The organism is Bradyrhizobium sp., assembly GCF_035935975.1.
Taxonomy (GTDB): domain Bacteria; phylum Pseudomonadota; class Alphaproteobacteria; order Rhizobiales; family Xanthobacteraceae; genus Bradyrhizobium.
Window position 1 is genome coordinate 411,656 of sequence record NZ_DASYWN010000041.1, and the last position, 24,127, is coordinate 435,782.

A 24,127-nucleotide genomic window follows, 5' to 3' on the forward strand; every position below is an offset into this window, starting at 1 on the left:
GCCTCAGGTAAGATGGTAGCGCAAGGGGGTTACGGCTTCAGATTCGGCGGCAGCGGCGGATCTTCGCGCATCAGGGTGATGGTCACGCGCCGGTTGGCGGCGAGCGAGGGATCGTCCGGAAACAGCGGCTGGGTGTCCGCCTTGCCGGAGACAGCGAAGATGTGCGAGGGCGGCAGGCCCTCGCGCTCGAGGATCTGGCGCACGGCATTGGCGCGGTCGGCCGACAGGTCGAAGGCGCCGTAGTCGCTGCGGGTCGGCACGAATCCGGCCGCGGTGTGGCCGGCGATGGAGACGCGCAACGGCGTCGCCTTGAGCGGGATCGCGAGCTTCTCGATCAGGCGGCGGGTGCGATCATAGGGCACCTTGGAGCCGTCAGCGAACATCGAGCGGCCATCCTGGTCGACGATCTCCAGGTTGAGGCCCTGCTTGGTTTCCTCGAACATGATGTGCTTGGACATCTCGGTCAGTTCCGGCATGTCCTGCAGCGCCTGGCGCAGCGAAGCCGCGGCCAGCGCGAAATTGCGGTCGACCTTGATCTTCGCACCCGACGTCTTGTCGCGGTCGTCCTGATCCGGGGTCGGTGTGTTTGAGGCATCCTCGGGCTGGATGTGGTCGACGTTCTTCAGCCGCGGGCGTGTCGGCAGGCCATCGGATTCGACGATGCCGGCATAGCGCGCCTCGCTCTGCACGCCGAAAGCGTCGCGCATCGAGCCGGCAACGATCTTCAGCTTGTTGGCGTCCTGCGTCGAGAACGCGACGAGCATCACGAAGAAGCTCATCATCAGGCCCATCAGGTCGGCGAAGGTCACGAACCATCCGTGACCACCGCCGTGAGCATCGCCGCGCTTCTTCTTGGCCATCTCTCAATATCCGGACCGGGCGACCTTAGGCCGGCACCGGCTCGCCTTCGGCGTGACGATGCTTCTCCGGCAGATAGGCCAGCAGCATTTCGCGCACGAGCGTCGGGCTCTTGGAGTCGCGGATCATCAGGATGCCGTCGATGATCAGCGTGCGGTTGGTTTCCTCGTCGAGCAGCTTGCCGTGCAGCTTGTCGGCGATGGGCAGACAGAACAGGTTCGCGACCAGCGCGCCGTAAAGCGTCGCCAGCAGCGCGGTCGCCATGAACGGGCCGAGCTTGGAGGGGTCGGTCATGTTCGCGAACATCTGCACCATGCCGATCAGCGTGCCAATCATGCCGAACGCCGGGGCGCAATCGCCGATGGCGCGGTAGATCTTGCTGCCCTCGTCGAGATGCATCAGGAAGTTGTCGCGGTCGCGCTCGAGGTTGTCGCGGATGAAATCGAGGTCGTAGCCGTCGGCGACGTAGCGGATGCCCTTGGCCAGGAACGGCTCGTCGGTCTCGACCTTTTCGAGGCCGACCGGGCCCTGCTTGCGCGCGATCTCGGCGATGCGGGCGAGCTCGTCAACGAGGTCGTGGGCCGACAGGCGGCTCATGGTGAAGGCGAACTTCGCGCCGAGCGGAAGGCCGTGCAGGAGCGCCGAGAGCGGAAAGCGGATCATGGTGGCGGAGATCGAACCGCCGAAGATGATGATCATGGCATGTTCGGAGACGAACATGTGGAGGTCGCCGCCCATGAAGATCATCGCCGTGATGACGATGATGCCTGCAATGAGGCCAACGCTCGTCATAATATCCATGGGATACTCCAACGCGTACGCAACAACGGCCGTCCTGGCCGCTGGCGCGGCCCAACCCCGAACCGCATCGGAAACCCTAGAGCGCCGCCCTTAAAGCCGCGTAAAGGTTAAGTTGGGCCGGTCCGCCAGATCGGCTCAGCACGCTGAAAGGGCGCCGGCTTTGCCGAACGCCGACAGGAATCTCAACACTTCGCTAACCATTATTGCCGCGCGTTAAGACGACAGTCCTGTCAGCGTCAGGCTGAGCGCACGCAGGCGCCTGCGCGCGTCGGCATCGTAGGCCTGCGGATTGGCACGGGCCTCGTTCATGCCGTTGAAGAACAGGCCGCTCTTGCCTGCGACGTCGTCGCCTTCGACCAGATGCAGGATCGCGGCGCCGCCCTGCTCCACCGTCGAGATCGGCGAGATACCGCCGGCACGCACCATCGTGGTGTTCATATAGGTCGCCGGATGCAGCGCGTTGACGGTGACGCCGGCCCCCTTCAGCTCCTCGGCGAGATCGATCGTGAACATGATCTGCGAGAGCTTGCTCTGCGCATAAGCGCGCGAACCGCTGTAGCCCTTCGTGATCATGACATCGTCGAAATCGATGGGATGCTGTCCGAGCGAAGCGACATTGACGATCCGCGATGGCGCCGCGGCCTTGAGCAGCGGCAGCAGCCGATGGGCCAGCAGGAAACCCGAGAGATAGTTCACGGCAAAGCGCAGCTCGTGGCCGTCGGCACTGACTTGGCGCTGCGGCCCGTCGTTCTGCGAGCCGATGCCGGCATTGCTGACGAACACATCGAGGCGTTTATGATCGCGCATAACGGCCTCGGCCAGCGCACACGTGCCCGACATCGACGACAAATCGGCCTGGTAGAAAATTGGCGCCGCGTGGCCGGCCTTCACGATCTCGTCGCTCAGCGCCTTCGCGCGCGCCGCGTCGCGGCCGTGGATCAGGACCTTCGCACCTTCCTCCGCCAGCCGGCGTGCGACGTAGCGGCCCACACCATCGGTGGAACCGGTGATCAAGACCGTCTTGCCATTCATGTTCATTGTTCGCTCTCCGACTGCGGCCCTGCGCCACATCCGCGGCGAGAGACGATGCAGTATTCTATGGCCGTGCGGCATGCTCCATCACAGGAGCCGACTTGCAATGTTGACGCTGTTCGGTCTTCTCACCGCGCTGCCGGCGGTGCTGGCGGTCCATCTGCTTGAGCCGGAGCTGGTCCTGCCGGCGTTCAGCGTGCTGCTGTTTATCGAGGCCGCCTTCGCCGTGATCGCAGCGCGCCTGATTCACGTTCCCGATGATGCGGACAACATCACCCTGTGGGATCTCGCCGGCGGCTTCACCCTGATCGGATGCGCCGCCGCCGTCTTCGGCGAACCGGACCAGGCCGCCCTGTTTCTGACCGAACAAGGCGACCCGCGGCCGATATCGCGATAGCGCTCAGTGAATCTCCGCCGAGCGCTTCAGCGCGGCCTTGAGTTTCTCCAGCGAGAAGTCGGGGCTGCGGGCGATCTCCAGGATCGGCGTCTCGCGACGGCCGCAGAGCTCGGCGGCCTCGGGCAACTTTGCGGCGATGTCGAGCGGGATCACGATGGCGCCGTGCTGGTCGGCGTGGATCAGGTCATCCGACTTCACGGTCATGCCGGCGACGCGCACTTCGCCGCCAAAGCTCTCCGCATGCACCCAGGCGTGCGACGGGCCGATCGAGCCGGCCAGCGCCTGGAAACCCGGGGCCCATTGCGGGATGTCGCGGATCGAGCCGTCGGTGATGACGCCGAGGCAGCCGAGCGCCTTGTGCACGTTGCTCTGCACCTCGCCCCAGAACGCGCCGTAGCCGACGTCAGGACCATCGATGTCCTGGATCACCGAGATGCGTGGACCATGGCCGGTGCCGACATATTCGTAATATTCGATGCGGCGCCTGGATTGCTCTTCCGGCGGCAGCGAGGACTTCAGCACGGAGCGGATCGCAACCGTGCGGGCATAGCCGACGATCGGCGGCAGGTTGGGGAACGGGCAGACCAATTGCTTGGTGGTGTAGCCGATCAGGCGGCGCTCGGGCGCCACGATCTCCATGGCGTTGCAGATCGTCGGCGTGTCATAGCGGCCCAGCGCTTCGAGGACGGAAGCGGGCAGCGGCCCGGTCGCGGAATTGGTCACAGCGTTCTCTCCCAGATTGGCGGCCGCTGTTGGCGCGGTGCCGCCGGCACTGGGCGATATAGCCGAGATCGGGCCTCAACCCAACTCGGACGCCTTCATGGCAGATATCCGCGAAAACCGTTCAGTGCAGCCGGCCGGGACGGTCGTCCTCGTCGTGCGGCGGCTCCGACAAGTTCGCCAAGGTCGGCGCGGACGGTGGCGAGGAGACCTCGCCCGATGGCTCCGTGGCGGCCATCGCGCGCGCCTGATCCTGGTAGGATTTGTAGCCGAGCGGCAGGCAGAGCAGATACAGCACCGTGCCGATCGAGAGCACGTGCCAGGGATAGGCGATCAGAAGCGCGATGAAGACGACCACCGCGACGAAGGCCGGCAGCACCAGCTCGGGCGGCACGCGCATGCGCTTGGTCTTGCCGGAGAACACCGGCAGGCGCGACACCATCAGGAAGGCGATCAGCAGCGTGTAGGCTGCCGTCACCGCCGCAGGCCAGCGGCCGAGATCGAGGAACGCGACATAGATCGGCAGCAGCACCGTGATCGCGCCGGCCGGCGCCGGCACGCCGGTAAAGAAATTGGCAGCGAAGGCCGGCTTGTTGGGATCGTCCATGGTGGCGTTGAAGCGCGCCAGACGCAGGCCGCCGGAGATCGCAAACACCATGGCCGCGATCCAGCCGGCGTTGCCGAGTTCGTGCAACTGCCAGAAATACAACATCAAGCCGGGCGCCACGCCGAAATTGACGAAGTCGGCGAGGCTGTCGAGCTCGGCGCCGAATTTGGACTGGCCCTTGATCATGCGCGCGATGCGGCCGTCGATGCCGTCGAGCGCGGCTGCGAACACGATGGCGTAGACGGCAAGCGTCATCCGCCCCTCGATCGACAGGCGGATCGAGGTCAGGCCGGCGCAGATCGCCAGCAGCGTGATGACATTGGGCACCAGCATCCGCACCGGGATCGGGCGGAATCGCCGGCGGCGCACGTCAGGGTCTTTGAAGTCGTAGGGCGTCATGGCTGGTCCTCACCTCAAGGCGAGATATAGCAAGCCGGGTCCCCCTCCGCCATCGCGGCGGAAGGCCCTCTTTGGACCGGCTTTGGTTAATTGGCGCGGTAGGCGCGGCTCGGGTCGTCACCGGCAAGATCGGCCAGAATGGTCTCGCCCGCGATCGCGGTTTGTCCCTCCGACACCAGCGCCTTGGTGCCGAGCGGCAGATAGACGTCGAGCCTGGAGCCGAAGCGGATCAGGCCGAAACGCTCGCCGGCGCCGATCGCCTGGCCTTCCCTAACGAAGCAGACGATGCGCTTGGCGACGAGGCCTGCGATCTGGACCACGCCGATCCGCGCCGTCGGCGTGGTGATCACCAGCGAGTTGCGCTCGTTATCCTCGCTCGCCTTGTCGAGCTCGGCATTGATGAACAGGCCGGGGCGGTATGCGATGCGGTCCACCCTGCCCGCGATCGGGCTGCGGTTCACGTGGCAGTTGAACACGCTCATGAACACCGAGATGCGCGGCAGCGGACGGTCGCCGAGCCCGAGCTCGGCCGGCGGCAGCGCCATGGTGATCATCGAGACGCGGCCGTCGGCCGGCGACACCACGAGCCCCTCACGCACCGGCGTCACGCGGACGGGGTCGCGGAAGAACAGCGCGCACCAGACGGTCAGGATCGTGCCGATCCAGCCCAGCGGCGACCACAGCCAGAACAGGATCAGGCTTGCCAGCGCGAAACCGCCGATGAAGGGATAGCCCTCCTTGTGGATCGGCGGGATCTGACGCTGGATCGAATCGAGAATGGACATCGCTATCTGCCGCTCAGGGTTGATGGCACGCGGGTATCTCCCGGTGCGGTGGGCCTCTTTAGGCCAGAGTTGGGACCGGAGACAAGGTCACTCCGCGGCCGCGGGCGCCGTCAGGGCGTCGTCGACCGGCGGCGGCTCCCGGTTGGGGGCCTCGCTGCTGTCGGCGATCTGGGCCAGTTTCTCGCGCGCCGCCTCGGCCTCGCGCTGCCTGTTCCACATGCTGGCATAGAGGCCGCCCTGCGCCAGCAGCTTGGCGTGGGTGCCGCGCTCGGCGATGCGGCCCTGATCCAGCACGATGATCTCGTCGGCACCGACGATGGTCGAGAGCCGGTGCGCGATCACCAGCGAGGTGCGGTTCTTGGCCACACGGTCGAGCGCGCCCTGGATCTCGTGCTCGGTGTGGGTGTCGAGTGCCGAGGTCGCCTCGTCCAGCACCAGGATCGGCGGTGCCTTGAGCACCGTGCGCGCGATGGCGACGCGCTGCTTCTCGCCGCCCGACAGCTTCAGCCCGCGCTCGCCGACCTGGGTCTCGTAGCCCTTCGGCGCCATGCGGATGAAATTGTCGATCTGTGCGAGGCGTGCCGCCTCCTCGACCTCAGCATCGCCGGCGTCCCAGCGGCCGTAGCGGATGTTGTAGCGGATGGTGTCGTTGAACAGCACCGTGTCCTGCGGCACCATGCCGATCGAGGCGCGCAGGCTCGCCTGCGTGACCTCGCGGATGTCCTGGCCGTCGATCAGGATCTTGCCGCCGGAGACGTCATAGAGACGGAACAACAGGCGCGAGATCGTCGACTTGCCCGCACCGGACGGGCCGACGATGGCGACGGTCTTGCCGGCCGGCACCTCGAAGCTGATCCCCTTCAGGATCGGGCGCGTCGGCTCATAGGCGAAACGCACATCCTCGAACCGCACCGTGCCGGCGGAAACAGTCAGCGGCTGCGCACCCGGGGCGTCCTTGATCTCGGCCTCGCGGCCGATCACGCCGAACATCTTCTCGATGTCGATGATCGCCTGCTTGATCTCGCGATAGACCATGCCCATGAAATTCAGCGGCTGGTAGAGCTGGATCATCATCGCATTGACCAGCACGAAATCGCCGACCGTGTTGGTGCCGTTGCGCACGCCGATCGCGCACATCAGCATGGTCGCGGTCAGGCCCAGCGTGAAGATCACGGCCTGGCCGGTGTTGAGCACGGCGAGCGAGGTATAGGTGTGGACGCTTGCCTCCTCGTAGCGCGCGACCGACTTGTCATAGCGCTGCGCCTCGCGGGTCTCGGCGCTGAAATACTTCACGGTCTCGTAGTTGAGCAGCGAGTCGATCGCCTTGGTGTTCGCCTCGGTGTCGGAATCGTTCATCTTGCGGCGGATGCCGATCCGCCACTCGGTCGCGATGTAGGTGTAGTACATGTAGACCGTGACCGTGATCAGGGTTGCGACCACGTAGCGCCAGTCGAACTGCCAGAGCAGCACGGCCATCAGCAGCGAGACCTCGACGATGGTCGGAATCAACTGCAGGATCACCATGCGCACGATGACCTCGATGCCCTCGCGGCCGCGCTCGAGCACGCGCGTCAGGCCGCCGGTCTTGCGCTCGAGGTGGAAGCGCAGCGACAGCTCGTGCATGTGGACGAAGGTGATGGTGGCGAGCTTGCGCACCGCATGCATGGCGACGCGCGCGAAGATGCCGTCGCGCCATTGCGTCAGCACCGCCATCAGGATGCGCATCGCACCGTAGCTCGCGGTGAGCAGCAGCGGCGAGGCGATCACCCAGAGGTGCCAATTGTCGGCCGCGACCGGCGCGGTGTTGGCACCGGTCAGCGCGTCCGTCGCCCATTTGAAGCTGAACGGCACGGTCAGCGTGATCAGCTTGGCGGCGAGCAGCAGCACCATCGACCAGACCACCCGCATCTTCAGGTCGAAGCGGTCGCCCGGCCAGATATAGGGCCACAAATGCGCCAGCGTGCCCATCAGCGTGGCCCCGGCCTGCGGTCCCCCCGCGGGCGGATCGGGAACGTCGGCGCCGTCGAACGATTGAGGTTGGTCCATCAAGAAGCCTGAGGGCCCGCCGGATGCGAGCCGCGTTACGATTTGCGATTTTCGCCCGTCATATAAAGCCTTCCCGATGCCAGCGCACCCCGCCAGATGGCGAATCTTTGATTGTTTGTCGCCATTTACCGGTAGATTTCCGGGTGATCCGAATCACCGATTGGGCTTGACGCCTCTTCGCTGCAATGCATCATGACACCAATGAGCACCATTAAAACCGTCTGTGTCTATTGCGGCTCCGGCCCCGGAACCAATCCCCGCTTCACCGAAGGCGCCAAGGCGTTCGGCAAGGCGCTCGCCGAGAGCAACATTCGCTTGGTCTATGGCGGCGGCTCGCTCGGCCTGATGGGCTCGGTCGCGACCTCCGTGCTCGACCACGGCGGCTCCGTCACCGGCATCATTCCCGAATTCCTCCGCAAGCGCGAGAATGCGCTGACCCGCGTGCAGGAAATGATCGTCACGCCCGACATGCACGAGCGCAAGCGGCTGATGTTCGAGCGCTCCGACGCCTTCGTGGCGCTGCCGGGCGGCGTCGGCACGCTGGAGGAGCTGGTCGAGCAGCTGACCTGGAAGCAGCTCGGCCGTCACGCCAAGCCGGTGCTGCTCGCCAATATCGACAATTTCTGGGAGCCGCTATTCTCGCTGCTGTCGCATATGCGCCAGACCGAGTTCATCCGCGCCGGCTTGTCGGTCGACATCCTCAAGGCGGATCGCGTCGAGGATATTCTGCCGAAGCTGAAGGCGGCCGCGGCCCAGATCGCCGAGTCAGAAACGCAACTCGCCCCGGAAGTCGCGCGCAAGCTCTGATCACTCCTGCGGGAACGTCACCGCCTCGATCCGGTTACCATCGGGGTCGGTGACGAAGGCTGCGTAGTAACGCACGCGGTCATGCGGACGCAGACCCGGCGCACCGTCGGAGCCCCCTCCGGTCGCAAGCGCGGCCGCATGGAACGCATCGACCTCGCCAGTCGTCTTCGCCCGCAGACAGATGTGCACGCCGCTCTCAGGCGCGACGCGCGGCATGGCCTCGCGTAAGTTGATCCAGAACTCCGGATAGGCCTTGCCGAAACCGACCGTGCGCGGCCGCGTGACGAGGCGCGTGAGGCCGAGCACGGCGAGCGTGGCTTCGTAGAATTTTGCGGAGCGATCGAGATCGCTGACGCCGACGGAGATGTGGTCGATCATGTTTGCCCCCTCCTCGATCTCCCGTAGCCCGGATGAGCGAAGCGACACCCGGGGAACGCTTTCTCCGCAGCGCAGATCGTCCCGGATATCGCTTCGCTCATCCGGGCTACAGCATCTCGCCTACGCCGGTGCGCCCGACTTCACGAGCTTGTAGATCACCGAATCCATCAGCGCCTGGAACGACGCATCGATGATGTTCGGGGACACGCCGACCGTGGTCCAGCGATCGCCGTTCTCGTCCTCGCTCTCGATCAGCACGCGCGTGACCGCGCCGGTGCCGCCATTGAGGATACGCACGCGGTAATCGATCAGCGTCAGCCCCTCGATGAACTTCTGGTACTTGCCGAGATCCTTGCGCAGCGCCACGTCGAGCGCGTTGACGGGGCCGTTGCCTTCGGCAGCCGAGATCAGATGCTCGCCGGCGACATCGACCTTCACCACCGCAAGCGCCACGGTGACGCGCTCGCCCTGCGAATTGTAGCGCTGCTCGACATTGACGTCGAACTGCTCGACCTCGAAATAATGCGGCACCTTGCCGAGGGTGCGGCGCGCCAGCAGGTCGAACGAAGCATTGGCGGATTCATAGGCGTACCCGGCCGCCTCGCGCTCCTTCAATTCCTCGACGAGGCGCGTCAGCTTCGGATCGCTCTTCTCGTAGGGGATGCCGGCGCGGTCGAGCTCGGCGATGACGTTGGAGCGGCCGGCCTGGTCGGACACCAGCACCTTGCGGTGATTGCCGACCAGCTCGGGCAAGACATGCTCGTAGGTCTGCGGATCCTTCATCACGGCCGAAGCATGGATCCCGGTCTTGGTGACGAAGGCGCTTTCGCCGACATACGCCGCATGCCGGTTCGGCACGCGGTTGAGCATGTCGTCGAGCGTGCGCGAGACCTTGACCAGCGTCGCCAGCTTCTCGGCGGTGACACCGATTTCGAAAGCCTCGGCAAACTCCTTCTTCAGCTTCAGCGTCGGGATCAGCGAACAGAGATTGGCGTTGCCGCAGCGCTCGCCGAGACCGTTCAGCGTGCCCTGGATCTGCCGCGCCCCCGCGCGCACCGCGGCCAGCGAATTGGCCACCGCCTGCTCGGTGTCGTTATGGGCGTGGATGCCGACGTGATCGCCGGGGATGTGCTTTGTCACTTCACTGACGATGGCCTCGACTTCGTTCGGCATGGTGCCGCCATTGGTGTCGCACAGCACCACCCAGCGCGCGCCCGCCTCATAAGCGGCCTTGGCGCAGGCGAGCGCGAAGCTCGCGTCTTCCTTGTAGCCGTCAAAGAAATGCTCGCAGTCGAGCATGACCTCGCGGCCGGCGGCTTTCGCCGCCGCGACGCTGTCGCGGATCGAGGCGAGATTCTCTTCCTTGGTCGTCTCCAGCGCGACGCGCACCTGATAGGCGGAGGACTTTGCGACGAAGCAGATCGCGTCCGCCTTGGCTTCCAGCAGCCCGGCGACACCGGGATCGTTGGAGACCGAGCGCCCTGCCCGGCGCGTCATGCCGAAGGCGGTGAAGCGCGCGTGCTTGAGCTTCGGCCTGGAGCCGAAGAACTCGCTGTCGAGCGGATTGGCGCCGGGATAGCCGCCCTCGACATAATCGATGCCGAGATCGTCGAGCATCGCCGCGATGACCTGCTTGTCGGTCAGCGTGAAATCGACGCCATTGGTCTGCGCGCCGTCGCGCAGCGTGGTGTCGAACAGATAGAGGCGCTCCCTGCTCATGGCGCTGCTCCGAGCGTCTTCTTCATGGTGGTGTTGGCGAGCCATTCGTCATTGATGGCGACGCTGTTGCGCTGCTGGGCGGCATAGCCGCGCTTGGCGAAAAAGCCCTGCGCGGTGTCGCTGGCGTCGACCGTGAGCGCCGCAGCACCACGGCCGCCGGCGAGCTTCTCCAGCGCGTCGATCAGCATGGCCGCGATGCCCTGCCCGGCGACGGCCGGATGCACATAGAGCATGCGGATGTGGTCGGCGCCGCGCAGCGAGGCAAAGCCGACCGGCGAGCCCTCGAGCGTCGCGATTAGCGTCAGGTCGGAGGCGAGCCGCTTGCCGAACTCTTCGTCCTCGGCCGCCTCCATCCAGGCCTGCTGCTGCGCCTCGCTGTAATCGTCGCCGGTCAGCTCCTCGATGCTGGCGGTGAAGATCGCGGCGAGCAGTGGCACGTCATCCGGCAGGAAGGGCCGCAAGCCGGGCTTCGGCAAAGTCTGTCCCATCGTCTTCACCACATCCCATAGAGTTTCAGCACGATCGCTACGGCGGCGCCGAGCAGCAGGATTTTCAGCGCGATGTAATAGAGCCAGTGCCGCGGGAACGGCGTGTCGGGGCGGCTCATCGCGTCACCTCCCAGGTCGTCCCGTCCTTGGAATCCTTGATCGCGACGCCCATCGCGGCGAGCAGATCGCGGATCCGATCGGACTCCTTGAAGTCCTTCCGGCCACGCGCGGCGGTTCGCTCCGCAATCAGGCGTTCGACTTCAGCGGCATCAACGCCGCTCGCCTGCTGCTTGCGACCTTCCCACTGCGCCGCGGTCTCGGACAGGAATCCGAGCAGCCGCAACGACCCCGCCAGTGCGGGCACATCGCTGCCACGCAGGCTGTGCAGCGCTGCGATCGCAAGCGAGGTGTTGAGGTCGTCGAGCAGCGGCTCGACCACGGACGCGGCCGGCTTGCCGGGTTCGACATCGGCGGCGACGCGATACCAGTCGTCGAGCGTCCTGGCGCTCTCCTCCAGCGACTTCATGGTCCAGTCGATCGGCGAGCGGTAATGCGTCTTCAGCATGTTCAGGCGCAGCACTTCGCCCGGCCAGTCCTGGAGCAGTTCATGGATCGTGATGAAGTTGCCGAGCGATTTCGACATCTTCTCGCTCTCGACCTGCAGGAAGCCGTTGTGCATCCAGTAGTTCGCCATGCGCTCCCGGTGGAAGGCGCAGCAGGTCTGCGCGACCTCGTTCTCGTGATGCGGAAACACGAGATCGATACCGCCGCCATGGATGTCAAAATACTCGCCGAGATGCTTCCAGGCCATGGCCGAGCACTCGATGTGCCAGCCCGGACGGCCCTCGGCCTTGATGCCGGCCGGCGACGGCCATGACGGCTCGCCGGGCTTCGACGGCTTCCACAGCACGAAGTCGGTGTTGCCCTTCTTGTAGGGCGCGACGTCGACGCGGGCGCCGGCGACCATCTCGTCCAGCGAGCGGTTCGACAACGCGCCATAGCGCGGCAGTCCGTCATTGGCCGCGTTCATCGCCTGCGGCGAGAACAGCACGTGATCCTCCGCGGCATAGGCAAAGCCGCCCTTGACCAGCCGTTCGATGATCTCGCGCATCTCGACGATGTGCTCGGTCGCGCGCGGCTCGACGCTCGGCCGCAGTGCGCCAAGCGCATCGACGTCGGCGTGAAACTGCTTGCCGGTCTGCTCGGTGACCTTGCGGATCGCCTCGTTCAGCGGCAGGCCGGGAAAATCGCGCGCGGCACGGTCGTTGATCTTGTCGTCGACGTCGGTGATGTTGCGAACATATTTGACGTGCGCCTCGCCGTAGAGATGGCGCAGCAGCCGAAACAGCACGTCGAACACGATCACCGGCCGCGCATTGCCGATATGGGCGAAGTCGTAGACGGTCGGTCCGCAAACATACATGCGGACGTTCTTGGCATCGAGCGGCACGAAGGTGCGCTTGTCCCGGCTCAGCGTATCGTAGAGGCGTAATTCCATATGGATACCCGTCGGCTGTTGGCCGGGCGTCCAGTGCTCTCAATGTGTTTGAGAAAAGACGGCTCCAGCCAGCGAATCGCTAGCTCGTAATCTCGCAAATGATGCAAATGGCGAGGAGACCGTTCATGCGGGAACATATGGGCTATGAGGCGGCCCCGCGTCAAGGGAGCCGCGAAAATGCCGTCTTATGCCCGCAAAGCGCGCCGGCCCGCCATGATGGTTCCATCATCCTTAACCTTTTGAGTTTACTTGGAACCCGGCGGTCCTCTGAAGTCCCCGGTGCACCCATGCGATCCCTGTTCGCGCTCGTCCTTTGCGGCTCCCTCGTCGCGGCATCCGGCGCCTTTGCCGAGACCCGCGTCTTCATCATCGCCAATCAGGCCGACGGCTACGGCATCGACAAATGCCTGGCCAAGGGCGACAAATGCGGCGCGCAGGTCGCACGGACCTACTGCCAGTCACGGGATTTTGCCCAGGCATCAGCCTATCGCCGGGTCGATCCCGACGAAATTACCGGCTCTGTCCCTAAAACCGGCGCAAACTGCTCCCATGGCCATTGCGACGAATATGTCGCAATCACCTGCCAACGCTGAATTCCCTCGGAGCTGGCGGACCTTAGGACCGGTCTTCGGCCCCTGAAACGACGTGACGATGCCGCAGGAAGCGGCTATTGGAGGGCGCGCTTCGGCCCCCTAAATCACGCCGGGCCGTGACCTCGCTAGAATGGCGGATATGCCTGAAATTTTGTCTCTCTCCCGTACCCGCTCGATCCTTGCCTGCACCATGCTTCTGAGCACGGTCGTGCTCGCCAATAGCGCTTTCGCGCAGGCTGGTCCGCCCGGCCCGCCGCCTCAGCCGGGCCAGAACGGACTTGGTCCGAATCCGATGTGCGCGCGGCTGGAGGGCCAGCTCGCCGCGCTCGATCGTGGCGGCGGCGGTGGCGACCCCGCGCGCGACGAGCAGATCCGCCGCTACCAGGATTCCCAGGCCAAGCAGCAGGCCGAGCTCGACCGCGTCACCATGCAGGCCAAGCGCATGGGTTGCGACTCCTCCGGCTTCTTCTCGCTGTTCAACGGCCAGCAGGCGCAGTGCGGCCCGGTCAACACCCAGATCCAGCAGATGCGCGCCAATCTGGACCAGATCACCGGCAATCTCGAACGCCTGCGCGGCGGCGGCTTCAGCCCGGAGCGCGACAACCAGCGCCGCTCGGTGCTGATGGCGCTCGCGCAGAACAGTTGCGGCCCGCAATATGCCAACGCCGCGCAGTCGCAAGGCGGCGGCAATTTCCTGAACAATCTGTTCGGCGGCAACAACCCGAACAATCCGCAAGGCGTGCCGCCCTCCGATCTCGGTCCGCAATCCGGCACCTATCGCACCGTGTGCGTGCGCACCTGCGACGGCGCCTATTTCCCGATCTCGTTCGCCACCGTGCCGGCGCGCTTCCCCGACGACGAGAAGACCTGCAAGGCGCTGTGCCCGGCCGCGGAAGCCGTGCTCTACACCCATCGCAATCCCGGCGAGGACATGAACTCGGCCGTGTCGATCGGCGGACAACCCTACACGGCGCTGCCGACCGCCTTCAAATTCCGCAGCGAGTTCAACCCGTCCTGCTCGTGCAAGGCCGCGGGCCAGACCTGGGCCGACGCGCTGAAATCGGCCGACGACAAGGCCGCGGCCGAGCAGCAGGGTGACATCATCGTCACCGAGGAGAGCGCCAGGAAGATGCAGCAGCAGCGCCTGAGCAAGGGCACGCCGCAGCCTGCCAATGCCAAGAAGGGCGCAGCGCCCGCGCCGACGACGGCAACCGCGCCGGCTGCGACGCCGCCTGCGGATCCTGTCCCCGCGACCTCGTCGGAGAACAAGCCGATCCGCTCGGTCGGCCCGACCTTCCTGCCGCAGCAGCAGAAGTAGGCCGCCACTCTCCGTCGTGTCCCGCGAACGCGGCCGCCAAGCGCGGCCGCTTCGCCCGCACTACTCGCCCTCGCGGCTCCACGGGAAGAGATTGGCCGGAAAGTCCGCCGCGTAGCGCTTTCCCTTCGGGGGCGGCGGCGGCTCGTCCGGTGGATTCGGATTTGGCTCGACCACCCGCCGATAAAGGTGCCAGGTGGCATGACCGAGCACCGGCAGCACGACAGCGAGACCGACGAAGAACGGCAGCGAGCCGATCACGAGCAGCGCCGCGACGATGAGGCCCCAGGCGGCCATCGCAACCGGATTCTCCACCACCGCTCGGAGCGACGTGCGGATCGCGTCGATCGCAGTCGCATGCCGGTCGAGCATCAACGGAAACGACACGACGCTGACGCACAAGGCCACAACCGCAAACAGGAAGCCGACACCGCAACCGACGATGATGAGCGACCAGCCTTCCGGCGTCGTCAGCACGCGCGTTGCGAAGTCGGGAATGCTTGCAGCCGGAGCGTGACCGAAAATCGTGACGTAGATTGCGTTCGCGACACCGATCCAGGCCCCGAACAGGACGAGCAGGAGCACGCCGAGCTCGAACATGGCGCCGAACGACGGTGCGCGCAGCACCTTGATCGCGTCCCATGCCCCGACCTCCTCGCCGCGTTCGCGGCGACGGCTGAGCTCGTAGAGACCGATCGCGGCAAAGGGTCCTATCAGGGCAAAGCCGGCGGCCAGCGGAAACAGTAGCGGCAGGACCGAATAGCCAAGGACCGTCCTGAACAGGACGAGACCGAGAACGGGATAGATCACGCAGACGACGATGGCGTGACTTGGCATCGCCTGGAAATCCTCCCAACCAAGGCGCAGCGCCTCGGTCAGGTCGGACAGACTGATCTTGCGAATGGGATAAGAGGCCGCTTCGCCGAATACGTGCCGCCTCAACATGCCCTGGGAGTACAGAGTGGCCATGAACGCACCCTCCCGTGCTGTAAGCCGCGGCGGTGATACCGCGCGCTTTGCAGCCACGCGTGTCCGCCTCACGAGCGAGAAACGCGATGGGCCGAGTACGGCAACCCAGGTTCAGCGAAACGAGCCTGGCCGGACGGAACCCGTCGCGACCTGCCTCGCAAGCTTAGCGCGCGCGAGGCATGGCTGCACTCACGGTTGGGTGAATTGTGCATCTACGTGGATTTGTGCGCTGCGCAAGCGAACGACGTTTGGCAACTGCCCCTGCCGCGTTGCGTGGCAGTGCAGTTCGTCCACGCCAAATGAACGGCAGCATGCGCTATTGACGCGGGCTGCGGCGGGGATCATTTTAAACGTATAGACGCCCCCAGCTCCGATGAGATTGGCGGTCGCGACGTTTCTCTTGATTTCGTGACCGTTGGAATGGGCGAGGCAAGAGGCGCAGCGATGGCGTGTCGGCCAACGCAGCCATCGCGACAGACGTGAGCTCCGCCCCGGATTCGTATCCGCAGCCTTCGATGGCAAGGATGGATCAGGATGGCTGTCGCACTGATATTGCTTCTGGTTGCGATCGGCTCGGTGCTGTTTCACCTCTACAGCCCGTGGTGGTGGACGCCGATCGCCACGAACTGGGCCTATATCGACCACACCATCAACATCACCTTCTGGATCACGGGCTTCGTTTTCGTCGCTGTTATCGCCTTCATGGCCTATTGCGTCTTCCGCTTTCACCACAAGGAGGGACGACGGGCCGACTACAATCCGGAAAACAAAAGGCTCGAATGGTGGCTGAGCGTCGGGACCGGAATCGGCGTCGCGGCGATGCTGGCGCCTGGCCTCGTGGTCTGGCACCAGTTCGTGACGGTGCCTGCCGATGCCACCGAGGTCGAGGTCATGGGCCAGCAATGGCAATGGAGCTTCCGCCTTCCGGGCAAGGATGGGCGGCTCGGCACATCCGATGTCCGCAACATCGCTTCCGACAATCCGATGGGACTCAATCGTGACGACCCGCACGCGCAGGACGACGTCGTGATCGAGAACGGCGACCTGCACCTTCAAATGGGAAAGCCGGTCAAGGTTCTCCTCCGCTCGGTTGATGTCCTGCACGATTTCTACGTGCCCGAATTCCGCGCCAAGATGGACATGGTTCCTGGCATGGTGACCTACTTCTGGATAACGCCGATCCGAACCGGAACGTTCGATGTTCTGTGTGCGGAGCTTTGTGGCGCTGCTCATTATCAGATGCGGGCCAAGGTCATCGTCGACGAAGAGCGCGAATATCACGCTTGGCTGGAGCAACAAAAGACGTTTGCCGAATTGTCGCCGGCAAAAGCTGTCGTGAAGGCGACGTACCAATCCGGTGGCAAGTAGCAAGCTGCCGCTGCGAAGATAGATCGGGTGCACGAGGCCAACGCCTCACCCCCGATGGAAACGACCGAGGAGGTTTCTATGGTCGATATTCCATATGAAGGGATCGCAGGCATCCCGCCTGCCGAAGTACCTGATGTCGAGCTCTATCATCCAAGGAGCTGGTGGACACGGTATGTCTTCTCGCAGGACGCCAAGGTGATCGCCATTCAGTACTCGCTGACGGCCTCGGCCATCGGGCTGGTGGCCCTGGTGTTGTCGTGGCTGATGCGGCTGCAACTGGGATTCCCCGGCACCTTCTCTTTCATCGATGCCAACCAGTACCTCCAGTTCATCACCATGCACGGCATGATCATGGTGATCTATCTGCTCACCGCATTGTTCCTGGGCGGCTTCGGCAACTACCTGATCCCGCTGATGGTCGGCGCCCGGGACATGGTCTTCCCTTATGTGAACATGCTGAGCTACTGGGTCTACCTGCTCGCAGTCCTGGTGCTGGCCTCGACATTCTTCGTGCCCGGCGGCCCCACCGGCGCCGGCTGGACCCTGTACCCGCCGCAATCAATCCTCTCCGGAACGCCCGGGCAGGATTGGGGCATCATTCTCATGATGTCGTCCCTGATCCTGTTCATCATCGGCTTCACCATGGGCGGGCTGAATTACGTGGTCACGGTGCTCCAGGCGCGCACCCGCGGCATGACGTTGATGCGCCTGCCGCTGACGGTGTGGGGCATTTTCACGGCGACCGTCATGGCGTTGCTGGCGTTCCCTGCGCTCTTCGTCGCCTCGGTCATGCTGCTGCTCGACCGTCTCTTGGGAACCAGCTTCTTCATGCCCTCCCTCGTCGAGATGGGCACGCTTTCGAAATATGGCGGCGGCAGCCCGCTGCTCTTCCAGCACCTGTTCTGGTTCTTCGGCCACCCCGAGGTCTACATCGTCGCCCTGCCCGCTTTCGGCATCGTCTCCGATCTGATCAGCACGCATGCGCGCAAGAACATCTTTGGTTACCGCATGATGGTCTGGGCGATCGTGGGCATCGGCGCGCTCAGCTTCGTCGTATGGGCGCACCACATGTATGTGAGCGGCATGTTCCCGCAATTCGGGTACTTCTTCGCCACCACGACGCTCATCATCGCCATCCCCACCGCGATCAAGGTCTACAACTGGGTGCTGACCTTGTGGCGCGGCGACATTCATCTCAGGGTGCCGATGCTGTTCGCCCTCGGCTTCATCATCACCTTCGTGAATGGCGGCCTCACCGGCCTCTTCCTCGGCAACGTCGTCGTGGACGTTCCCCTCTCGGATACCATGTTCGTGGTCGCGCATTTCCACATGGTGATGGGCGTGGCGCCAATCATGGTCGTGCTCGGCGCGATCTATCATTGGTACCCCAAGGTCACGGGGCGGATGCTAAACGACGTCCTGGGCAAGTTTCACTTCTGGGTCACCTTCCTCGGCGCCTACCTGATCTTCTTTCCCATGCACTATCTTGGACTGCTCGGGGTTCCGCGCCGGTATTTCGAACTCGGCGACACGGCGTTCATCCCGTCCTCGGCCCATTCGCTGAATGCCTTCATCTCCGTGGTGGCCTTGACCGTCGGCTTCAGCCAGATGGTGTTCCTGTTCAATCTTGCCTGGAGCCTGTTCAAAGGTGAGGCGTCGGGCGGCAATCCGTGGCGGGCGACGACGCTGGAGTGGCAGACGCCGGAGACGCCCCCCGGACACGGCAACTGGGGCAAGGAGCTGCCGGTCGTGTACCGCTGGGCCTATGACTACAGTGTGCCCGGCGCCGCGGAGGACTTCATTCCGCAGAACCAGCCGCCACGCGCGACGCAGCTCGTTCAGGGAGCTGCTTCGTGAGCGCCATCATCCTGTTCCTGGCAGTGCTTGCGGTGATCGCCGGATGGTGGCTGTCGCAGCAGCGGCTGACGGCCAAGCCCTGGCTGGAGGAAGGCCCGGTCGGTGACTTCCCCGGCGGCGATAGCATGTCCTGGCCTGCAGCGAAGGTCGGACTTGGCGTGTTTCTCGCCGTCGCGAGCACATTATTCGTCCTCTTCATCAGCGCCTACTCGATGCGCATGAGTGTGGTGGACTGGCGGCCGCTGCCGGTGCCGCGGCTGCTGTGGGTCAACACGGGCGTCCTGGTCCTGAGCAGTGTCGCGCTGCAATGGTCGTACGTGGCTGCCGGGCGACACGATACCGAGAACGTCAAGATCGGGCTGCTCGCTGGCGGCGCATCTGCCGTGATCTTCCTCGCCGGACAGCTCCTGGCCTGGCAACGGCTCGGGGCTGCCGGATATTTCGTGGCGTCCAATCCGGCGAATTCCTTCTTCTACCTGTTGACGGCGGTGCACGGGCTGCATCTGACGGGCGGCCTGGTGGCCCTCGGGCGAACCTCGGCCAAGGTGTGGCGCAGCTCCGAGATCGCCGACACCCGCCTGAGCGTGGAGCTGTGCGCCATCTACTGGCATTTCCTGCTGCTGGTCTGGCTTGTCCTGCTCGGGCTTCTCACGGGCTGGACCGACGATTTCGTCAACATCTGTCGCCAATTGCTGAGCTAGGGAGGCGAGACCAGATGGCTGAGACCGTACTGACACATTCGGGCCAATCGCCTGCACGGCTCGAAGGCTGGCGCGGCATCGCCGCCGACTGGGCGTCCGATCAGCGCGCCTTCAAGAACGTGTCCTGGGGCAAGGCCATGATGTGGATCTTCCTCCTCAGCGACACCTTCATCTTCAGTTGCTTCCTGCTCTCCTACATGACGGCGCGCATGTCGACGACCGTGCCGTGGCCGAATCCCAGCGAAGTCTTCGCACTCAACTTCGGCGGCAGGCACATCCCGCTCATCCTGATCGCCATCATGACGTTCATCCTGATCAGCAGCAGCGGCACCATGGCGATGGCCGTCAATTTCGGCTACCGCCGCGATCGCGCCAGAACCGCAGCCTTGATGCTGGTCACCGCAGCCTTCGGTGCAACCTTCGTCGGAATGCAGGCCTTCGAATGGACCAAGTTGATCATGGAGGGCGTCCGGCCCTGGGGCAATCCATGGGGCGCGGCGCAGTTTGGCTCGAGCTTCTTCATGATCACCGGCTTCCACGGCACCCACGTGACGATCGGCGTGATCTTCCTGATCGCGATCGCACGCAAGGTCGCGCGCGGAGACTTCGACGTCGGCAGGCGCGGCTTCTTCACAAGCCGCAAAGGATACTACGAGATCGTCGAGATCATGGGCCTGTACTGGCACTTCGTCGATCTGGTGTGGGTGTTCATCTTCGCGCTTTTCTATCTTTGGTGAGGTCGGCGCATGACAAACGCGACAGTACACGTGGAAGGACAGCTCCACGCTCCGGCGCACGGCGCAGCCGCAACAGGAGCCGCGCATGCCAAGGGGCAACAGCACCCGATCAAGCTCTACCTCGTGGTCTGGGGCTGGCTGTTCGTCCTCAGCACGTGCTCCTACCTCGTCGACTACTTTGGCCTACAGGGCTATCTCAGGTGGTCGCTGATCCTGCTGTTCATGATGTTGAAGGCCGGCCTGATCGTCGCCGTCTTCATGCACATGGCCTGGGAGCGGCTGGCGCTGGCCTATGCTATCCTGCTGCCACCGATCGCGGTGCTGGTGTTTGTGACCATCATGGTTCTCGAATCCGAATACACTCATTTGCTTCGGGTGCTATTCTTCGCAACCCCGTCATAGGGCCCGCCGTCGCTCAAGACTGAAATTCAGCCCTCGAACGCGTCGATCGATGCCCGGCTGCCGCGCGAGACCAGCGTCTCGTCCGCCGACGGCAACGTCTCGCCCTTGTCGCGAAAACGGTTGGTGATGGGATAGCGGCGGTCGCGGCCAAAGTTCTTGCGCGTCACCTTCACGCCTGGCGCGGCCTGGCGGCGCTTGTATTCGGCGACGTTGAGGAGATGGTCGATGCGACTGACCGTCTCGCGATCGAAGCCGGCCGCGATGATCTTGTCGAGCGGCTCCTCGCGCTCGACCAGGCGTTCGAGGATGGAATCGAGCACGTCGTAAGGCGGCAGCGAGTCCTGGTCGGTCTGGTTCTCGCGCAGCTCCGCGCTCGGCGGACGCGTGATGATATCGGGCGGGATCACCTCGCCCGCAGGCCCGAGCGCGCCCTCGGGCTTCCAGCCATTGCGTAAGCTTGCCAGCCGGAACACCTGCGTCTTGTAGATGTCCTTGATCGGGTTGAAGCCGCCGTTCATGTCGCCATAGAGCGTGGCGTAGCCGACCGACATTTCCGACTTGTTGCCCGTGGTGACCACCATCAGGCCGGTCTTGTTGGAGATCGCCATCAGCAGCGTGCCGCGGGTGCGGGCCTGCAGGTTTTCCTCGGTGATGTCAGGCGGCAGGTTCTTGAAGATGCCGGACAGGATGGTCTCGAAGCCGGTCACGGCTTCCGCGATCGGCAGCACCTCGTAACGGATGCCGAGATGGCCGGCGAGCTCGCCGGCATCCGCGATCGAGTGCGCGGCGGTGTAGCGATAAGGCAGCATCACGCCATGCACCTGATCGGCGCCGAGCGCGTCGACCGCGATCGCTGCGCACAGCGCGGAATCGATCCCGCCGGAAATGCCGAGCAGCACGCCGGGGAAGCCGTTCTTGGCGACGTAGTCGCGCAGGCCCAGCACGCAGGCGGCGTAGTCGGCCTTGTCGCCCTCGGGCAGCTCTGCGATCGGCCCCGCGCAGCGCCAGTCCTCGCCGTTGCGGGTGAAACGCAGCGTCGTGATGCTCTCCTCGAACGCCGGCAATTGCGCCGCCAGCGACAGATCGCCGTTGAGCACGAAGGAGGCGCCGTCGAACACCAGCTCGTCCTGCCCGCTGACCTGATTGAGATAGACCAATGGCAGGCCGCTCTCGGTGACGCGCGCCACCGCCACCGACAGGCGCACGTCGTTCTTGTCGCGGGCATAAGGCGAGCCGTTCGGCACCAGGATGATCTCGGCGCCCGTCTCGGCCAGCGTCTCGACCACGTTCTCGTAGTCTTCCGACTCTTCCAGCCAGATGTCCTCGCAGATCGGCACGCCGATGCGCACGCCGCGCACGGTCACCGGGCCTGCCGCAGGCCCGCGTGAAAACAGCCGCTTCTCGTCGAACACGCCGTAATTCGGCAGATTGCATTTGAAGCGCAGCCCGGCGATGCGGCCGCCGTCCAGCAGCGCGCAGGCATTATAGAGCCTGCCCTCCTCGACCCAGGGCGTGCCGACCAGCATGGCCGGCCCGCCATCCGCGGTCTCGCGCGCGAGGCTTTCGATCGCGGCACGGCAGGCAGCCTGGAACGCCGGCTTCTGCACCAGGTCTTCCGGCGGATAGCCGGCGATGAACAATTCCGGAAACAGCACGAGGTCGGCGCCGTCGGCGACCGCCTGCACGCGCGCGGCCCGTGCCTTGGCGGCATTGCCCGCGATGTCGCCCATGGTCGGATTGAGCTGGGCGAGCGTGACCGCGAATGCGTTGAGACGTTCGGTCATGGCCGCCTATCCCTGGGCTAGAGCATGATCCGGAAAAGAGCGCAGCGGTTTTCCGAAGAGATCATGCTCAAACAACAACCTGAAGCGCGATGACGATTCAACTAATCTCATCGCGCTTTAGAGGAACCCCAATCGCTCGATGATGGCGATGATCCAGAACGCGCCGGCCATCAGCAGCGCCACACCGACCGCGGCGGATCCCATGTCCTTGACCCGCCCGATCTGCTTGTCGTGATCCATGGTGAGGCGGTCCGCGAGCTTCTCGATCGCGGTGTTGAGCAGCTCGACCGTCAGCACGAACGCCACCGAGCAGACCAGCTCGACCGCGCGCATTGCCGTCGCTCCGACGAACCAGGCCAGCGGCAGCGACAGCAGGAGCGCAAAGATCTCCTCGCGGACGGCCTGCTCCGACCGGAACGCAAAGGCCAGACCGTTACGGGAGTTGATCGTGGCCTTCCAGATCCGCAGCAAGGTCCTAGAGCCCCGCTGCGGCCGGCATCGGCTTGACCTTGCCGGCGCGTTCCTGTTTGAGCAGCTCGGCGACCAGGAAAGCCATATCGATGGATTGCTCGGCGTTGAGGCGGGGATCGCAGACCGTGTGATAGCGGTCGTTGAGATCCTCGTCCGTGATCGCGCGGGCGCCGCCGAGACACTCGGTGACGTCCTTGCCGGTCATCTCCAGATGCACGCCGCCGGCATGGGTGCCTTCGGCGGCATGGATCGCGAAGAACGACTTCACTTCGGACAGGATACGGTCGAACGGCCGCGTCTTGTAGCCGGACGTCGAGGTGATGGTGTTGCCGTGCATGGGATCGCACGACCAGACCACCACCCTGCCCTCGCGCTTCACCGCGCGGACCATGTTCGGCAGATGCTCGCCGACCTTGTCCGAGCCGAAGCGGCCGATCAGCGTCAGGCGGCCCGGCTCGTTGTCGGGATTGAGCACGTCGATCAGCCTCAGGAGCTCGTCGGGCTTGAGCGACGGGCCGCACTTCAGACCGATCGGGTTCTTGATGCCGCGGAAATATTCGATGTGGCCGTGATCGAGCTGGCGGGTGCGATCGCCGATCCAGATCATGTGGCCCGAGGTCGCATACCAGTCGCCGGTCGTGGAATCGACGCGGGTCATGGCCTGCTCGTAGCCGAGCAGCAGTGCCTCATGGCTGGTGTAGAAATCGGTGGCGCGCAGCTCGGGATGGCTCTCCAGATCGAGGCCGCACGCGCGCATGAAGTTGAGCGCGTCGGAGATGCGGTCGGCCAGCTCCTTGTAGCGGCGGGATTGCGGGCTGTCCTTCAGGAAGCCGAGCATCCATTCATGCACGCTGCCGAGATTGGCGTAGCCGCCGGTGGCAAAGGCGCGGAGCAGGTTCAGCGTCGCGGCCGACTGGCGATAGGCCATCAGCTGGCGCTGCGGATCCGGCACCCGCGCTTCCTTGGTGAAGGCGATGTCGTTGACGATGTCGCCGCGATAGCTCGGCAGCTCGATGCCGTTCAGCTTCTCGGTCGGCGAGGAACGCGGCTTGGCGAACTGGCCGGCGATGCGGCCGACCTTCACCACCGGCACGGCGCCGGCATAGGTCAGCACCACCGCCATCTGCAGCAGCACGCGGAAGAAGTCGCGGATGTTGTTGGCGCCATGCTCGGCAAAGCTCTCGGCGCAGTCGCCGCCCTGGAGCAGGAAGGCCTCGCCGGTCGCAACCCGGCCCAGGGCCTTTTTCAGATTGCGCGCCTCGCCCGCGAACACCAGCGGCGGAAAGGTCGCAAGCTGCGCCTCGACGTCGGCCAGGGCCTTGGCGTCGGGATATTCGGGCACCTGTAGCACCGGCTTGCTGCGCCAGGACTCGGGCGTCCACCGCTCGGACATCG

Annotated in this window: 24 protein-coding genes; 9 read left to right on the top strand and 15 right to left on the bottom strand. The window is 64.6% G+C overall.

The features are described 5' to 3' along the window. Positions 1 to 29 precede the first annotated feature (29 nt). The 3 genes from VGR99_RS24745 to VGR99_RS24755 all read right to left on the bottom strand — a co-directional run bounded on the left by VGR99_RS24745 (position 30) and on the right by VGR99_RS24755 (position 2,697). The gene (locus VGR99_RS24745) at positions 30 to 860 is read right to left on the bottom strand and encodes a flagellar motor protein MotB (protein WP_326902151.1); all 831 of its coding nucleotides are present in this window, start codon (positions 858 to 860) and stop codon (positions 30 to 32) included. Positions 861 to 885: 25 nt separating this feature from the next. Continuing rightward, positions 886 to 1,659 carry a motility protein A gene (locus VGR99_RS24750; protein ID WP_212482318.1) on the bottom strand — a complete coding sequence of 258 codons (774 nt, stop codon included), beginning with the start codon at positions 1,657 to 1,659 and terminating at the stop codon, positions 886 to 888. Positions 1,660 to 1,872: 213 nt separating this feature from the next. Further along, a complete protein-coding gene (locus tag VGR99_RS24755; RefSeq protein WP_326902155.1) occupies positions 1,873 to 2,697 on the bottom strand; it encodes an SDR family NAD(P)-dependent oxidoreductase in 825 nt (274 codons plus the stop codon). A gap of 100 nt (positions 2,698 to 2,797) precedes the next feature. On the opposite strand from VGR99_RS24755, the gene VGR99_RS24760 reads away from it, so the two are divergent. After that, a complete protein-coding gene (locus VGR99_RS24760) occupies positions 2,798 to 3,088 on the top strand; it encodes a hypothetical protein (protein WP_326902157.1) in 291 nt (96 codons plus the stop codon). Between the two features lie 3 nt (positions 3,089 to 3,091). On the opposite strand, the gene VGR99_RS24765 is transcribed toward VGR99_RS24760, so the two are convergent. The 4 genes from VGR99_RS24765 to VGR99_RS24780 form a co-directional block, all read right to left on the bottom strand. After that, complete coding sequence (locus tag VGR99_RS24765) at positions 3,092 to 3,811, bottom strand: RraA family protein (protein WP_326902159.1); 720 nt, start codon at positions 3,809 to 3,811, stop codon at positions 3,092 to 3,094. A 121-nt stretch (positions 3,812 to 3,932) separates the two neighbouring features. Then, positions 3,933 to 4,814 carry a phosphatidylcholine/phosphatidylserine synthase gene (locus tag VGR99_RS24770; protein WP_326902161.1) on the bottom strand — a complete coding sequence of 294 codons (882 nt, stop codon included), beginning with the start codon at positions 4,812 to 4,814 and terminating at the stop codon, positions 3,933 to 3,935. A gap of 86 nt (positions 4,815 to 4,900) precedes the next feature. Further along, complete coding sequence (locus VGR99_RS24775) at positions 4,901 to 5,605, bottom strand: phosphatidylserine decarboxylase (RefSeq protein ID WP_224581007.1); 705 nt, start codon at positions 5,603 to 5,605, stop codon at positions 4,901 to 4,903. Between the two features lie 81 nt (positions 5,606 to 5,686). Beyond that, positions 5,687 to 7,645, bottom strand: a complete 1,959-nt coding sequence (locus VGR99_RS24780; RefSeq protein ID WP_326902163.1) for an ABC transporter ATP-binding protein/permease — start codon at positions 7,643 to 7,645, stop codon at positions 5,687 to 5,689. Positions 7,646 to 7,846: 201 nt separating this feature from the next. Here VGR99_RS24780 and VGR99_RS24785 point away from each other — a divergent pair, with 201 nt between their 5' ends. Then, positions 7,847 to 8,452 carry a TIGR00730 family Rossman fold protein gene (locus VGR99_RS24785; RefSeq protein ID WP_326902165.1) on the top strand — a complete coding sequence of 202 codons (606 nt, stop codon included), beginning with the start codon at positions 7,847 to 7,849 and terminating at the stop codon, positions 8,450 to 8,452. Here the strand turns inward: VGR99_RS24785 and VGR99_RS24790 are convergent, their stop codons facing one another. From VGR99_RS24790 to cysS, 4 genes are all read right to left on the bottom strand, one after another. Further along, positions 8,453 to 8,830, bottom strand: a complete 378-nt coding sequence (locus tag VGR99_RS24790; RefSeq protein ID WP_326902166.1) for a VOC family protein — start codon at positions 8,828 to 8,830, stop codon at positions 8,453 to 8,455. It lies immediately after the preceding gene. A gap of 120 nt (positions 8,831 to 8,950) precedes the next feature. Further along, positions 8,951 to 10,549: a citramalate synthase gene (gene cimA / locus VGR99_RS24795; protein ID WP_326902168.1), complete on the bottom strand. Its 1,599-nt coding sequence runs from the start codon at positions 10,547 to 10,549 to the stop codon at positions 8,951 to 8,953. After that, positions 10,546 to 11,037 (bottom strand): GNAT family N-acetyltransferase, encoded by a 492-nt coding sequence (locus VGR99_RS24800; protein ID WP_326902170.1) that lies wholly within the window; start codon positions 11,035 to 11,037, stop codon positions 10,546 to 10,548. The genes cimA and VGR99_RS24800 overlap by 4 nt, the downstream gene beginning before the upstream one ends. Positions 11,038 to 11,152: 115 nt before the next feature. Next, complete coding sequence (gene cysS / locus VGR99_RS24805) at positions 11,153 to 12,535, bottom strand: cysteine--tRNA ligase (protein WP_326902172.1); 1,383 nt, start codon at positions 12,533 to 12,535, stop codon at positions 11,153 to 11,155. A gap of 287 nt (positions 12,536 to 12,822) precedes the next feature. On the opposite strand from cysS, the gene VGR99_RS24810 reads away from it, so the two are divergent. Further along, a complete protein-coding gene (locus tag VGR99_RS24810) occupies positions 12,823 to 13,128 on the top strand; it encodes a hypothetical protein (RefSeq protein ID WP_326902438.1) in 306 nt (101 codons plus the stop codon). A 130-nt stretch (positions 13,129 to 13,258) separates the two neighbouring features. Then, the gene (locus tag VGR99_RS24815; RefSeq protein ID WP_326902174.1) at positions 13,259 to 14,446 is read left to right on the top strand and encodes a DUF2865 domain-containing protein; all 1,188 of its coding nucleotides are present in this window, start codon (positions 13,259 to 13,261) and stop codon (positions 14,444 to 14,446) included. A gap of 60 nt (positions 14,447 to 14,506) precedes the next feature. Here the strand turns inward: VGR99_RS24815 and VGR99_RS24820 are convergent, their stop codons facing one another. After that, complete coding sequence (locus VGR99_RS24820; protein ID WP_326902176.1) at positions 14,507 to 15,412, bottom strand: DUF2189 domain-containing protein; 906 nt, start codon at positions 15,410 to 15,412, stop codon at positions 14,507 to 14,509. A 534-nt stretch (positions 15,413 to 15,946) separates the two neighbouring features. On the opposite strand from VGR99_RS24820, the gene VGR99_RS24825 reads away from it, so the two are divergent. The 5 genes from VGR99_RS24825 to VGR99_RS24845 all read left to right on the top strand — a co-directional run bounded on the left by VGR99_RS24825 (position 15,947) and on the right by VGR99_RS24845 (position 20,477). Continuing rightward, a complete protein-coding gene (locus VGR99_RS24825; RefSeq protein ID WP_326902177.1) occupies positions 15,947 to 16,780 on the top strand; it encodes a cytochrome c oxidase subunit II in 834 nt (277 codons plus the stop codon). Between the two features lie 78 nt (positions 16,781 to 16,858). Then, on the top strand, positions 16,859 to 18,637 hold the full coding sequence (locus VGR99_RS24830; protein ID WP_326902178.1) for a cbb3-type cytochrome c oxidase subunit I: 1,779 nt from the start codon (positions 16,859 to 16,861) through the stop codon (positions 18,635 to 18,637). After that, positions 18,634 to 19,338: a cytochrome c oxidase subunit 3 gene (locus VGR99_RS24835; protein WP_326902179.1), complete on the top strand. Its 705-nt coding sequence runs from the start codon at positions 18,634 to 18,636 to the stop codon at positions 19,336 to 19,338. The genes VGR99_RS24830 and VGR99_RS24835 overlap by 4 nt, the downstream gene beginning before the upstream one ends. Positions 19,339 to 19,352: 14 nt before the next feature. Then, positions 19,353 to 20,075, top strand: coding sequence for a heme-copper oxidase subunit III family protein (locus VGR99_RS24840; RefSeq protein WP_326902182.1), 723 nt, complete (start codon positions 19,353 to 19,355; stop codon positions 20,073 to 20,075). Between the two features lie 9 nt (positions 20,076 to 20,084). Further along, positions 20,085 to 20,477: a cytochrome C oxidase subunit IV family protein gene (locus tag VGR99_RS24845; protein WP_326902183.1), complete on the top strand. Its 393-nt coding sequence runs from the start codon at positions 20,085 to 20,087 to the stop codon at positions 20,475 to 20,477. A 26-nt stretch (positions 20,478 to 20,503) separates the two neighbouring features. On the opposite strand, the gene VGR99_RS24850 is transcribed toward VGR99_RS24845, so the two are convergent. The 3 genes from VGR99_RS24850 to VGR99_RS24860 all read right to left on the bottom strand — a co-directional run bounded on the left by VGR99_RS24850 (position 20,504) and on the right by VGR99_RS24860 (position 24,125). Beyond that, entirely contained in the window at positions 20,504 to 22,261 is a 1,758-nt protein-coding gene (locus tag VGR99_RS24850) for an NAD+ synthase (RefSeq protein ID WP_326902186.1), read from the bottom strand. Positions 22,262 to 22,378: 117 nt separating this feature from the next. Further along, complete coding sequence (locus VGR99_RS24855) at positions 22,379 to 22,732, bottom strand: diacylglycerol kinase (protein ID WP_326902188.1); 354 nt, start codon at positions 22,730 to 22,732, stop codon at positions 22,379 to 22,381. A 4-nt stretch (positions 22,733 to 22,736) separates the two neighbouring features. Beyond that, entirely contained in the window at positions 22,737 to 24,125 is a 1,389-nt protein-coding gene (locus tag VGR99_RS24860) for a class II 3-deoxy-7-phosphoheptulonate synthase (protein ID WP_326902190.1), read from the bottom strand. Between the last annotated feature and the right edge of the window lie 2 nt (positions 24,126 to 24,127).